Here is a 13,187-nt window from a genome sequence, read left to right as displayed (position 1 = left end):
CCTCGGAGTGAACCCCTTCGGAGAAGGACTTTTGTGAACGCTGTCCAGAACTTCCGCAACGTCGCGATCGTCGCGCACGTCGACCACGGCAAGACCACCCTTGTCGACGCGATGCTCCGCCAGTCCGGCGTGTTCGCCGAGCGGGAGGAGATGGTCGACCGGGTGATGGACTCCGGTGACCTCGAGCGCGAGAAGGGCATCACGATCCTCGCGAAGAACACCGCGGTGCACCGGATCCAGCCCGACGGCACCGAGGTGATCATCAACGTCATCGACACCCCGGGTCACGCCGACTTCGGCGGCGAGGTGGAGCGCGGTCTGTCGATGGTCGACGGCGTGGTGCTGCTCGTCGACGCCTCCGAGGGCCCGCTGCCCCAGACCCGTTTCGTCCTGCGCAAGGCGCTCGCGGCGTCGTTGCCGGTGATCCTGCTGGTCAACAAGACCGATCGCCCCGACGCCCGCATCGCCGAGGTCGTCGAGGAGAGCCACGACCTCCTGCTCGATCTCGCCTCCGACGTCGACGAGGAGGCCGCCGAGGCCGCCGAGCTCGCCCTGGACCTCCCGGTGCTCTACGCATCGGGTCGTGCCGGTATCGCGAGCACCGTCGCACCGGAGAACGGCAGCGTTCCCGAGGGCGACAACCTCGACCCGTTCTTCGACGTGCTGATGAGCTACGTCCCGCCGCCCAAGGGCGATGTCGAGGCGCCGCTGCAGGCCCACGTCACCAACCTCGACGCGTCGGCCTTCCTCGGCCGGCTCGCACTGGTCCGCATCCACAACGGTCGCCTGAGCAAGGGGCAGACCATCGCGTGGATGCGCGAGGTCGACGGCGAGCCGGTCACCGAGCGCGCCAAGATCACCGAGCTTCTCGCCACCGTGGGCGTCGAACGCACCCCGGCCGAGTCCGCCGTCGCCGGCGACATCGTCGCCGTCGCGGGCATGCCGGAGATCATGATCGGCGACACCCTCGCCGATCCCGAGAACCCGGTCGCGCTGCCTCGCATCACCGTCGACGAGCCCGCCATCTCGGTGACCATCGGGACCAACACCTCGCCGCTGGTCGGCCGCGTCAAGGGACACAAGCTCACCGCCCGCATGGTGAAGTCGCGGCTCGACTCCGAGCTCGTCGGCAATGTGTCGCTGCGCGTGCTGGACATCGGCCGCCCGGACGCGTGGGAGGTGCAGGGCCGCGGCGAGCTGGCACTGGCGATCCTCGTCGAGCAGATGCGCCGTGAGGGCTTCGAGCTCACCGTCGGAAAGCCGCAGGTCGTCACCCGACAGATCGACGGCAAGCTGCACGAGCCGTTCGAGCACCTCACCGTCGACGTCCCCGAGGAGTACCTCGGGGCCGTCACCCAGCTGCTGGCCGCCCGCAAGGGCCGCATGGGCGAGATGACCAACCACGGCACCGGCTGGGTGCGCATGGAGTTCATCGTCCCGTCGCGCGGCCTCATCGGGTTCCGCACCGACTTCCTCACCGAGACGCGCGGCACCGGCATCGCCAACGCGGTGTTCGACGGGTACGCGCCGTGGGCCGGGGAGATCCGGGCCCGCCACACCGGCTCGCTCGTCTCCGACCGGGCCGGGACCGTCACGCCGTTCGCGATGATCCAGCTGGCCGACCGGGGCACGTTCTTCGTCGAGCCCGGCGCCGACACGTACGAGGGCATGGTGGTGGGTATCAACCCGCGCCAGGAGGACCTCGACATCAACGTCACCCGCGAGAAGAAGCTCACCAACATGCGTCAGTCGTCGGCCGACGTGATGGAGACCCTGGCCAAGCCGATGCAGCTCGACCTCGAGGCCGCCATGGAGTTCTGTGCCGGCGACGAGTGCGTCGAGGTGACGCCGGAGGTCGTGCGTGTCCGCAAGGTCGATCTGGACGCGACCACCCGCGGACGCGAACGCGCACGTGCCAAGGCCCGTAACCAGAGCGTGGGCTGATCTCACCCGGCCGATGACGAGGGCGAGCGTGAGGACGCGGATGCGCGGCGGTCTGGGCGTGGCAGCGCTCGGGCTGGTCGCGGTCGTCGTGGCCGGCTGCACGGCGGATCCGCCGCCGCCGGTGCAGGAGTCGGCGGCGCCGGCGACACCCACGCAGACGGCGCAGGGACAGACCATCCAGGTCGCCACCGACAGCATCGGTGTGGGTCTCAACCCGCACCTGCTGGCCGATCAGAGTCCGGTGACCACGGCGGTCGCCGCGGCCACCCTGCCGAGTGCGTTCGTCCCGGTGGCGACGCCCTCGGGGGTGCAGCTGCAGATGAACACGGCGGTGCTGACCGGCGCGGAGGTGACCTCGCGGGCGCCGTTCACCGTCACGTACCGGATCGCCCAGGACGCGCAGTGGTCCGACGGGCTGCCGGTGACCGCCGACGACTTCTCGTACCTGTGGGAGCAGATGTCGCGTCAGCCCGGCACGGTCGCGCCGGCCGGATACCGCCTCGTCGACGACGTCGCCTCGCGGGCCGGTGGCAAGGAGGCCGTCGTCCGGTTCCGCTCGCCCTACCCGGCGTGGCGTGAGCTGTTCTCGGCGATGCTGCCGTCGCACGTACTGCGCGGTGTGCCCGACGGCTTCCAGTCGGGGATGGACTCGGGACTGCCGGTCTCGGCGGGGCGGTACACGATCACGGTGATCGACCCCAGTCGCGACGAGGTCCGCATGCAGCGCAACGACCGCTACTGGCGGACGCCGGCCGTGGTCGACCAGATCGTGCTGCGTCGCGTCGGCACCGCCACCCAACTCGCCGAGTCCGTCCGGTCGGGCGACACCGGTGTCGTCGCGCTCGCCGGCGGCCCCGCCACCGCCGGTGCACTCGACGCGATCCCCGGTGTCGTCGTCGGCCGTACCCCCGTCGGACGCGTCCTCGAACTGACCGCGAACACCCGGACGTCGGTGATGTCCGATCCCGCGGTGCGTCGCGCGATCCTCGGCATCGTCGACCCGCAGGTCGTCACCGACGCCGCCGCGGGCGAGTCGGTGGTGACGCCGGTGGCCAACCCGGTGCTGGCGCCCTCGGACCCGGGGTACTACCCGGTCGACCGCGATCGTCCCGACGCCACGACGATCAGCGGTCTGCTCGCCGGTGCCGGATGGCGTCCGACGCCGTCGGCGGCGGTCACGGCGTCGACGAAGCCGTCGGGTACCGGGACCCCGGGAACCTCGGCGCCGCCCGCCGACGAGGCCGCACCGACGACCACGACACCCACCAGCGCCCCCGACGCGGGGTCCGCGGCGCCGGCCTCACTGCCCGTCGGCGTGGTGCCCCTCCAGCGCGACGGCACCACACTCACGGTGCGGATCGGCGTCGTGGCCGGTGACGTCCGCACCCGCGCGGCCGCGGACACCGTCTCCGACCAGTTGCGATCGGCCGGGATCGCGACCGACGTGTCCGCGCTGTCCGCGCCCGATCTCTACGGCCCCGCGTTGACCGACCCCGACGTGGACCTCGTCGTCGGATGGTCCGACGCCGCCGTCTCACCCGCCACCCGGCTGGCCTCGACCACGTCGTGTGACCCCGCACCCGCGACGTCGACGACACCGTCGAGCAGTGGTGCCGCGGGCGGTCCGAGCGCCACGACACGCGTGCCCACCCCGACGACGGCCGCGCCCACCTCGACGACCACCCGCCCGCAGTCCGACGGCGACGACAACCGCTACCCGAGCAACCTCTCCGGACTGTGCGATCCGACGCTCGCCGGGATCGCGGACCGCGCGCTGACCGCCGCCGACCCGACCGCGGACCTGCGGGCGGCCCAGCAGATCGTCTCCGCCCAGGCCGTCCGCCTGCCGGTCTTCGAGGACTCGATGATCACCGCCATCGGGCCGGGCGTGCGTGAGGTGCCGCTGACGGGACCGGTGGGGACGGGCATCTTCGGCGCCGTCGGATCGTGGGAGGTCGCGCCGCAGTGACCCAGGACGAGTGGGGCACCGCCGCCCGACGCCTGCTGATCGTGCACGCGCACCCCGACGACGAGTCCATCCAGACCGCCGGGGTGATCGCCCGGTATCTCGACGCCGGTGCCGAGGTGACCGTCGTGACCTGCACTCTGGGGGAGGAGGGTGAGGTGATCGGGCAGCGCTGGGCGCAGCTCGTCGCCGACGGCGGGGCCGATCAGCTCGGCGGCTACCGCATCCTCGAACTCACCCGCGCGCTCGAGATCCTCAGTCCGCCCGGGCGGCGTCTCGAGCCGTTCTTCCTCGGCGGGGCAGGACGGTGGCGCGACTCCGGCATGGCCGGGTCCCCGGCGGCCCGCAACCCCCGGGCGTTCACCCGCGCGGGCGACGAACCGGTCGACCTGTTGACGGATCTGATCGTGTCCCGACGTCCCCAGGTGGTCATCGGGTACGACCCCGCCGGCACCTACGGTCATCCCGACCACGTGGGCGTGCACCGGATCACCACCGAGGCCGTCGCAGCCGCGTCCGACCGCGGGTGGTCGGTGGCCAAGCACTACTGGTCGGTCAGCGAACGCAGTGCCGTCACCGAGGGTCTGGCCGACGCCGCGGCCCGGGCGCCGGACGGATGGCGGATGCCCGAAGACGGCGAGTTGCCGAGCTGTCCCGACGACGAGATCACCACCGCCGTCGACATCAGCGCGGTCCGCGAGCGCAAGGTGGACGCCATGGCCGCACACGCCACCCAGATCACCGTCTCCCCGAGCCGCCGCGAGTACGCGCTGTCGAACCAGATCCTCCAGCCGATCCCCGACGAGGAGCACTTCGTCCTCGTCCGCGGCACCGCACACCCCGACGCCGGCGGGCGCGAGCGCGATCTGTTCGCCGGCATCGGGCCCGGGACGTCCGCCCGGTCGACGGCCGACGAGAGTGTCTCCGATGCGCTGGGATGACCGCCTCGTCCTCGCGATGCTCGCCCTCGACGGTCTCGTCGTCGGCGTGCTGTCGGTGGCGTTCCTGAACGTCTACGCCGGCACGGTGCCGGTCCCGGTCACCGCGATCGTCGGCGGGTTGCTGATCGCCTGGTTCGTCCGCGTCGCCACCGAGATCACCGCCGGGGCCGTGCGCTACGCCCCGCTCATCGCCTGGTTGGTGCCGGTGTGTGCCGGTCTGCTCGGCGGCCCGGGCGGGGACGTCCTGCTCTACGCCGACTGGCGGACGCTGCTCCTGGTGGTGTTCGGGGTGGGTGCCCCGGTGGTGACTTCGTGGATCCGACGGGGACCCGCGAGCCCCCGTCGCGGCGATGGCGCATGATCGTGGGGTGACGAGCACCCCCGGCGACACACCCGGCGACCCCGGAGTCGTCCTCCCCACCCCGTCCTTCCCGGCCGCGGCGCATCCCGCCCCGCCGACCCCCGCTGCGATGCGTCGCGCGTTACGACGCGCCCGCGACGGGGCGACCGTCAACGTCGACGAGGCGACCGTTCTGCTCGCCGCGCGCGGCGACGACCTCATCGACCTGTGCGCCTCGGCTGCCCGCGTCCGCGACGCCGGGCTGGCCGCGGAGGACCGCGCCGGCCAGATCACCTACTCCCGCAAGGTCTTCATCCCGGTCACCCGCCTGTGTCGCGACCGGTGTCACTACTGCACCTTCGTGACCGTCCCGGGCAAGCTCGCCCGCGAGGGGCAGGGCGCCTACCTGGAGATCGACGAGATCCTCGACATCGCCCGCCGCGGCGCCGAACTGGGCTGCAAAGAGGCGCTGTTCACCCTCGGCGACCGCCCCGAGGACCGGTGGCCCGAGGCCGCGCAGTGGCTCGACGAACGCGGCTACGACTCCACACTGGACTACGTCCGGGCCGCGTCGATCCGCGTGCTCGAGGAGACCGGACTGCTGCCGCACCTCAACCCCGGTGTCATGAGCTGGGAGGAGATCTCGCGCCTCAAGCCCGTCGCACCCTCGATGGGGATGATGCTCGAGACGTCGTCGCGTCGGCTGTTCACCGATCGCGGCGAGTGCCACTTCGGCAGCCCCGACAAGGACCCCGAGGTCCGGCAGCGCGTCCTCGTGGACGCCGGCCGCCTGTCGGTGCCGTTCACGACCGGCATCCTCGTCGGGATCGGGGAGACGCGACAGGAACGCGCCGAGTCGATCCTCGCCATCCGGTCCGCACACAAGGCCTTCGGCCACGTGCAGGAGGTGATCGTCCAGAACTTCCGCGCCAAGGACGACACCGCCATGAGGGACGCCCCCGACGCCGACATCGACGAGTTCGTCGCGACCGTCGCCGTCACGCGCATCCTGATGGGGCCGTCGATGCGGATCCAGGCACCCCCGAACCTCGTCTCCGCCGCCGAGTGCGCTGCGCTCGTCGCCGCCGGGGTCGACGACTGGGGTGGTGTCTCACCCGTCACCCCCGACCACGTGAACCCCGAGCGGCCCTGGCCGGACCTCGACGCGCTCGCGCAGATCACGGGCGACACGGGTTTCACCCTGACCGAACGGATCGCCGCACAGCCGCGGTACGTCCTCGCCGGACAGCCGTGGATCGACCCGCGGGTCACCGCGCACGTGCGCGCCCTGGCCGACCCCACGACGGGCCTCGCCGCCGACGTCCTCCCGCAGGGACGCCCATGGCAGGAGCCCGACGAGGACTGGCAGTCGTCGGGTCGTGTCGACCTCAACACCGAGATCGACACCGACGGCCGCGCCACCGACACCCGCAGTGACCTGAACAGCGCTTTCGGTGACTGGGACACCGTCCGCGACCAGGTGCTGGCGTTGGCGGGATCGTCGGCGCCGGAACGTCTCGACTCCGACGTCGCGACCGCGTTGCGCAACGCCGAACGCGACCCGGCCGGGTGCAGTGACGCCGACTACCTCGCGCTCGCCACCGCCGACGGGCCCGGACTCGACGCGCTCGCCTCCCTGGCCGACGCGCTGCGCCACGACGCGGTCGGCGACGACGTCACCTACGTCGTCAACCGGAACATCAACTTCACCAACATCTGTTACACCGGCTGTCGCTTCTGCGCGTTCGCGCAGCGCAAGGGCGACGCCGACGCGTTCACCCTGTCGGCGGGCGAGGTCGCCGACCGCGCGTGGGAGGCCCACGTCGCCGGCGCGACCGAGGTCTGCATGCAGGGCGGGATCGACCCCGAGCTGCCCGTCACGGGGTACGCCGACCTCGTCCGCGCGGTGAAGGACCGTGTGCCGTCGATGCACGTGCACGCCTTCTCGCCCATGGAGATCGTCAACGGTGCCTCGCGCGGGGGCGTGGGTGTGCGCGACTGGCTGATCGCCCTGCGTGAGGCCGGCCTCGACACCATCCCGGGTACCGCCGCGGAGATCCTCGACGACGAGGTCCGCTGGGTGCTGACGAAGGGCAAGCTGCCCACGGCGACGTGGATCGACGTCGTCACGACCGCGCACGAGGTGGGCCTGCGGTCGAGTTCGACGATGATGTACGGCCACGTCGACGCACCGCACCACTGGGTCGGCCACATCAACGTGCTGCGCGGGATCCAGGATCGCACCGGCGGTTTCACCGAGTTCGTCCCGCTGCCGTTCGTGCACCAGAGTTCACCGCTCTACCTCGCGGGAGCGTCACGGCCCGGTCCGACGCATCGCGACAACCGTGCCGTCCACGCGCTGGCGCGGGTGATGTTGCACGGCAGGATCCCGCACATCCAGACGAGCTGGGTGAAACTGGGTACCGCCGGGACACAGGTCATGCTCCGCGGTGGTGCCAACGACCTCGGTGGCACGCTGATGGAGGAGACCATCTCGCGGATGGCGGGTTCGCAGCACGGGTCGGAGAAGACCGTCGCGGAGCTGCGCGCGATCGCGACCGAGATCGGCCGTCCTGCACGGGAACGCACCACCGTCCACGCCCGCCGCGAGTCGGCGGCCTGACCGAGAGGGAACACCGCCCGTGGCCCCTGCATCCGTCCAGCAGACCATCTCCGACCGCGACGTCGCGCGAGTCCTGTACGCCGCGACCGGGATCGTCAACCCGGTGCTCGACGTGCTCGAGAACATCGATCTGCTCGGGCTCAAGCGGGCGACCCGCAGCGCCGACCCCTCCTCGGAGGACGACTCGCTGCTCGCGAACGTCGCACACGCGATCGTGTGGGTCACCGACCAGACGGGTGCCCCCGGCACCGCGCGGTGGGAGAGGTGGACGGTCGACCAGCGGACCGCGTGGTGGGTCGACCGCGTCGGTGCGCTCGGCACCGTCGTGGTGGCCTACCCCGGTGTGTTCGGGGTGCTCGCCGACAGGTTGCCGCTGCAGGATCTGATCGGCTTCGCCCACCAGGCGATCATCATCTGCGCCGTCCAGCGCGTCCACGGTGTGCGGGACCGCCACGACCAGACCGACCAGCTCGCGGCGCTGCTGTGCGATCGGGTCGTCGACTCCCGGCGTCTGCTCGCCGCAGAGGACGACGACAGGCTGCCCGCCCGGCACGGTGTGCACATCTCGTCGCCTCTCGACCTGGTCCGGTCGGTGTGGTCGGTGGTCGGGTTGCTGCGGTCGATCACCGATGTGCTCGCACACCGTCCGCAGCCGAAGCAGCCGTGGCGACTGCTCAGCAAGCTGCCCGTCGTGGGGGCCGTCGCCGACTACGTGGGGGAGCGGGCCGCGCTGTCCCGCGCGGCCGACGCCGCGACCGCCAGTCTCCGCGCGCCCGTGCACGTCTGACCCCACCGGCGAGCGGGCACAAACACGCCGCCGAGCGGGCGCAAACACGCCGCCGAGCGGCGTGGTGCGACATCTCAGTCGGCCACCAACTGCGGGCCGAGACCGGTCGCGGGGCCGCGCTCACGCTGGCGCCCGATGACGTAGCGGCCGGGTGCGATGCCGGTCGCCCCGTGCTCGGGGTGGATCAGGTACGCGACGACGTCGGTGTCGAGGATGCCGAGGGCGAGTCCACGCGTGTCACGCACAGGAGTCGACCACATGCAGGTCCCCTCCTCGGACACGAGACTGTGCGGGTTCCCGCCCGCCGCGCTGCGCAACAGCTCGACACCGTCCATCGACACGGGCTGAGAACGCGTCCACGGACCTGTGGTGACCGCGCCGGCGAGGAGTCGATGAGGGACGACGATGAGATCGCCCTGCGCCTGCAGCCCGTCGATCACCGGGATGGAGACCGATCGGTCGAGGTGGTCGAGGACGGCGAGTCCGGACAGGTCGGAGAGTGTGGACAGGGTCATGACATCCATGTGGGGCACCTTGTGTCGTGGGGATGGGAACGGAGTGGGGCGGGAGCTCATGTCCTGCGGAGCAGCTGGGCGTAGTCGGAGCCGCTGATCCCGTAGGTCCAGCCCGCGGCGTCGAGGGCCGACTGCGACCAGTGCGGCACCGGTAGTCCATATCGTCTTCTCCGGCCGTCACGCTCGACGGAACCGTTGACCACCAGCAGGATTCGCTCGGGCCGACCCCAGCCGTCGGGTGCCGCGTAGAGCGACAGCGGATTCCCGGCGTTGCCGGGGTCCTCGGTGCGGTCGATGAGTGCGAGACCTGCGGCGTCGATGTAGTTGTCCCACCCGATGCGTTCGATCGCAGATCGGCGGACCTCGACGTTGCGCTCTCGGGCGATGCGTTCCACATCGGGCTCCTGCATCACCCACGCCGGGACCACGGTTCCGTGGATTGCGAAAACAGCTGCGCCGTCGCGGAACTGCAGGGCAGGTGCGTCGTCGTTGTGCAACCTGCGCCGGCCGTGACGCTGATTCGGGATCGGCTCCATGTGCACCGCCGTCGGTCTCTCCGCCATCACGCAGACGTCGGCGAAGGCCCACCACCACCCGGTGGCGCCGGCGAGTGCGACGAGCAGGTCGAGAACGTCGTCGTCCTCGGGTGCGTATCGGAGGAGCCCCGACCGCCGCCAGAAGTCGTGGTGGGCGACATGGTTGGCCTCGTGCTGCCCGTACCAGGTCACCGCACCGACCGACGGGGGAAGCAGACCACGGATGGCGGCGGCCACGCCATCGCGCACACTCGTCCGCAGCGGCTCCAGGAGATGTTCTCGGACAATCGATCTCGGACTGATGCCGTGATCCGACGGCGCGAACGTCGACGGAGGTCCCTCACCGGGACGTATCTGCCACCAGCCGAGCGTCCGGCGATCTTCCCGGGCGATCCGAGCGCCTATCCGAGCGCGTGACGTGGACAGCAGGTGCGCGATGCGTGCCTGCGTGCTGTCGATGGTCTGCCGGTCGATCGCGAGCGTGCCGTCGGTGAGTCCGTTCGCGGCCATCAGGCGCGTCGCCTCGACCGGTGACGACACCCAGGTGAACTCCGGTGGAGGACACCCGGACAATCGATACAGTTGCGTGACTGCCGACTCCGCGACAGGACGATCGGCCGGGTCGGTGGATGTGGCGCGGGCGAGCCAGGTGTCACGACACACGCCCGGATCGGACTCGGGCGGCAAGCGCTGGGAGGACGGAACTCGATCTGGTCCAGGCGGTCGCTGGACGGGTGCGGCGCTCACGCGACGGTGGCGGGATCCGCCTTTCCTGTGGTCATGCGCTCAAGGGTGACACGTGATGCCGGCGGGCGCAACACCCGGACCCTCAATCCGTTGGCGCGTAGCCGATCTCGCGCAGCGCCTCCTGGCCGCCGACGACATCGGTGGCACGATGTAAACCCAACTGCTGCAACGCGGCTGCGGCCAACGACGACGTGTAACCCTGCTGGCACAGGATGATCCACCGCACGTCGTGATCGACGGCCTCGGGGATCCGGGCGTCGCTCGCCGGGTCGGCTCGCCACTCGAGGACGTTGCGTTCGATGATCAGCGCGCCGGGCACCTCGCCCTCCTCGGCGCGCTGGGCGGCGGGCCGTATGTCGACGAGCACCGCGCCGTTCGCGACCTCGTCGGCGACCGCGTCGGCGGACACCCGCTCGAGCCGCGCGCGGGCGTCGGCGAGGAGGTCGTCGATGGTCCGGGGTGCGTTCATGGGAGATGAGTATCGCCGGTCGTCACTCGGGCTCGTCGGTGAGCTCGGTTCGTACCCGTCGCAGCGACTGCTCCGCGGTCACCTCGTAGTAGGACATCGCGGTCAGCGGCGGCGAGTAGGCGTGCACGCTGAGGGTCGGTTCGTCGGTGACACCTGCGGTCGGGTCCCGCATCACGTCGTGGACCCACCCGAGGGGAAAGGACGCCTGATCGCCGGCGTCGAGGGTCCGCGCGCGCAGTCGGCAACCGGTCCAGCGGTATTCGCTGAGGCGCCCCGAGACCACCGTCAGTGCGCCGAGCGATCCCGCGTGGTCGTGCAGTTCGGTCGACGTACCGGGGGTCCAGCTGATCAGCCAGACGTCGACCTCGTCGTCGGAGTGGATGCGGGTGGACCAGCGCTCGGTGGTGGTCCAGTGAGCCGGCAGGACGGCATCATGGTGGCCGTCGAGAACGTCGGCGGCGACCTGATCGGTGAGGCGCAGCAGGTCGGCCGGGCAGAGGCGGGTGGGAAGTGCTGGGTGCCTGCGCGCGTCGTCGCGGTTCGGCTCGAGGCCGTCGAGACGGCCGGACACGGGGCGGGTGCGGGTGAGCATGGGGTTCTCCGGTCGGTGGCGGGACGAGGTGCGTGACTCGATCAGCCGTGACATCGCCGGGACGCTGGGAGGGAACTCACGGGACACAGGGTCGCCGACGGAGGGCCGCCGGGCGAGGGTTGACGCCACTGTGATCCCAACCTCGACCGGTCGACCCCGGTTGTCCCGCCACGTGGCCGACGCGGATACTTGGGCGGACGCGCGTACTGCGAAGGAGAGTGTGTTGACGTACATCATCGCCGAGCCCTGTGTGGACCTGCTGGATCGGGCCTGCGTGGAGGAGTGCCCGGTGGATTGCATCTACGAGGGCGAGCGGATGCTCTACATCCAGCCCGACGAGTGCGTCGACTGCGGGGCCTGTGAGCCCGTGTGTCCGGTGGAGGCCATCTTCTACGAGGACGACGTCCCGGACGAGTGGGAGCCCTACGTCAAGGCCAACGTCGACTTCTTCGACGACCTCGGCTCGCCGGGCGGCGCCAGCAAGGTCGGGAAGACGGCGAACGACCCTGCGTTCATCAAGGGTCTGCCGCCGATGAACACCGAAGAGTGACCGGCAACACCACGCGGCGGTCGGTGGCGGCGACGCTGCCCGATTTCCCGTGGGACTCCCTCGGCGAGGCGAAGGCGCGTGCCGCGGCTCATCCCGACGGCATGGTCGACCTCTCGGTGGGGACCCCGGTGGACCCCATCGACGACATCATCCGGCGCGGGCTCGACGTCGGCGCCGCGTTGCCCGGCTACCCGGCCACGGCCGGCACGGCCGACCTCCGGGAGTCCGCCGCGGCCGCGCTGACACGGCGACACGGTTGCGTCCCGCTCGACAGCTCGGCGATCCTGCCCGTCATCGGGACCAAGGAGGCCATCGCGTCGATCGTCTCGCTGCTCGGTCTCGGCCCGGGTGACGAGGTCGTCATCCCCGAGGTCGCGTACCCGACGTACGAGGTGGGCGTGCTCCTCGCCGGGGCGACGCCGGTGCGATCCGATGCCCTGTTCGCTCTCGGACCGTCACGGCCCGCGGCGATCTTCCTCAACTCGCCGTCGAACCCGACCGGCACGGTGCTCGGTGTCGAGCATCTCCGCAAGGTGGTGGCGTGGGCGCGCGAGCGCGGATCGGTCGTCATCTCCGACGAGTGCTACCTCGGTCTGGCATGGGAGGCCGAGGCCGTGTCGATCCTCGACCCGCGGGTGTGCGACGGCGACACCACCGGGCTGATCGCTGTGCACTCGCTGTCGAAGGTCTCGAACCTCGCGGGCTATCGCGCCGGGTTCCTCGCCGGCGACGGTGAGCTGATCGGTGAGCTGTTGGCGGTGCGCAAGCACGCGGGTCTCATCGTGCCGTTCCCGGTGCAGACGGCGATGACGGCGGCGCTCACCGACGACGAGCACGTCGCCGAGCAGCGTGAGCGGTACCGCGCCCGTCGGGTCGCGCTCTCGACCGCGGTCCGTCGCGCGGGTTTCCGCATCGACCATTCCGAGGCCGGTCTCTACCTCTGGGCGACCCGCGACGAGCCGTGTCGCGACACCGTCGCGTGGTTGGCCGACCTGGGGATCCTGGCCGCGCCCGGGGAGTTCTACGGGCCTGCGGGTGCGCAGCATGTCCGGATGGCCCTCACCGCCACCGACGAACGCATCGCCGCCGCGGTCGCGCGACTCACCGAGACGGTGGCCGCCGGGTCCTGATCACGGCGACCTCGGTCCGTGCCGAACCGCCGAGCGGGCACACACTG

General features: G+C 71.1%; 12 protein-coding genes. 8 read left to right on the top strand and 4 right to left on the bottom strand.

Annotated elements, in window-relative coordinates; genetic code table 11:
* Nucleotides 1-33 precede the first annotated feature (33 nt).
* Genes typA through ACXVUM_RS01130 form a run of 6 tightly spaced genes read left to right on the top strand, consistent with a single transcriptional unit; the run spans nucleotide 34 to nucleotide 8,601 of the window.
* Entirely contained in the window at nucleotides 34-1,944 is a 1,911-nt protein-coding gene (gene typA / locus ACXVUM_RS01155) for a translational GTPase TypA (RefSeq protein WP_458520055.1), read from the top strand.
* A 40-nt stretch (nucleotides 1,945-1,984) separates the two neighbouring features.
* Nucleotides 1,985-3,913, top strand: coding sequence for an ABC transporter family substrate-binding protein (locus tag ACXVUM_RS01150; RefSeq protein WP_458520054.1), 1,929 nt, complete (start codon nucleotides 1,985-1,987; stop codon nucleotides 3,911-3,913).
* Entirely contained in the window at nucleotides 3,910-4,851 is a 942-nt protein-coding gene (mshB, locus tag ACXVUM_RS01145) for an N-acetyl-1-D-myo-inositol-2-amino-2-deoxy-alpha-D-glucopyranoside deacetylase (protein ID WP_458520053.1), read from the top strand. The genes ACXVUM_RS01150 and mshB overlap by 4 nt, the downstream gene beginning before the upstream one ends.
* Nucleotides 4,838-5,212: a facilitated glucose transporter gene (locus tag ACXVUM_RS01140; RefSeq protein ID WP_458520052.1), complete on the top strand. Its 375-nt coding sequence runs from the start codon at nucleotides 4,838-4,840 to the stop codon at nucleotides 5,210-5,212. Before mshB ends, ACXVUM_RS01140 begins: the two co-directional genes overlap by 14 nt.
* Entirely contained in the window at nucleotides 5,202-7,814 is a 2,613-nt protein-coding gene (locus ACXVUM_RS01135; RefSeq protein ID WP_458520051.1) for a bifunctional FO biosynthesis protein CofGH, read from the top strand. Before ACXVUM_RS01140 ends, ACXVUM_RS01135 begins: the two co-directional genes overlap by 11 nt.
* Before the next feature lie 19 nt (nucleotides 7,815-7,833).
* Nucleotides 7,834-8,601, top strand: a complete 768-nt coding sequence (locus tag ACXVUM_RS01130) for a hypothetical protein (protein ID WP_458520050.1) — start codon at nucleotides 7,834-7,836, stop codon at nucleotides 8,599-8,601.
* Between the two features lie 74 nt (nucleotides 8,602-8,675).
* Here the strand turns inward: ACXVUM_RS01130 and ACXVUM_RS01125 are convergent, their stop codons facing one another.
* From ACXVUM_RS01125 to ACXVUM_RS01110, 4 genes are all read right to left on the bottom strand, one after another.
* The gene (locus ACXVUM_RS01125; RefSeq protein ID WP_458520049.1) at nucleotides 8,676-9,125 is read right to left on the bottom strand and encodes a hypothetical protein; all 450 of its coding nucleotides are present in this window, start codon (nucleotides 9,123-9,125) and stop codon (nucleotides 8,676-8,678) included.
* 47 nt (nucleotides 9,126-9,172) lie between these two features.
* Complete coding sequence (locus ACXVUM_RS01120) at nucleotides 9,173-10,192, bottom strand: DUF6745 domain-containing protein (protein ID WP_458520048.1); 1,020 nt, start codon at nucleotides 10,190-10,192, stop codon at nucleotides 9,173-9,175.
* 289 nt (nucleotides 10,193-10,481) lie between these two features.
* Nucleotides 10,482-10,868, bottom strand: coding sequence for a rhodanese-like domain-containing protein (locus ACXVUM_RS01115; protein ID WP_458520047.1), 387 nt, complete (start codon nucleotides 10,866-10,868; stop codon nucleotides 10,482-10,484).
* A gap of 22 nt (nucleotides 10,869-10,890) precedes the next feature.
* Entirely contained in the window at nucleotides 10,891-11,514 is a 624-nt protein-coding gene (locus ACXVUM_RS01110; RefSeq protein WP_458520046.1) for a cysteine dioxygenase, read from the bottom strand.
* A 169-nt stretch (nucleotides 11,515-11,683) separates the two neighbouring features.
* Here ACXVUM_RS01110 and fdxA point away from each other — a divergent pair, with 169 nt between their 5' ends.
* Together fdxA and dapC are read left to right on the top strand one after the other, a co-directional pair.
* Nucleotides 11,684-12,010: a ferredoxin gene (gene fdxA / locus ACXVUM_RS01105; RefSeq protein ID WP_253654720.1), complete on the top strand. Its 327-nt coding sequence runs from the start codon at nucleotides 11,684-11,686 to the stop codon at nucleotides 12,008-12,010.
* Entirely contained in the window at nucleotides 12,007-13,140 is a 1,134-nt protein-coding gene (gene dapC / locus ACXVUM_RS01100) for a succinyldiaminopimelate transaminase (protein WP_458520045.1), read from the top strand. The genes fdxA and dapC overlap by 4 nt, the downstream gene beginning before the upstream one ends.
* The last annotated feature ends 47 nt before the right edge of the window (nucleotides 13,141-13,187 follow it).

This window comes from Williamsia sp. SKLECPSW1 (assembly GCF_054332755.1).
Note: the sequence above shows the minus strand (reverse complement) of the source record. Positions and strands in the feature narration are given on the sequence as shown.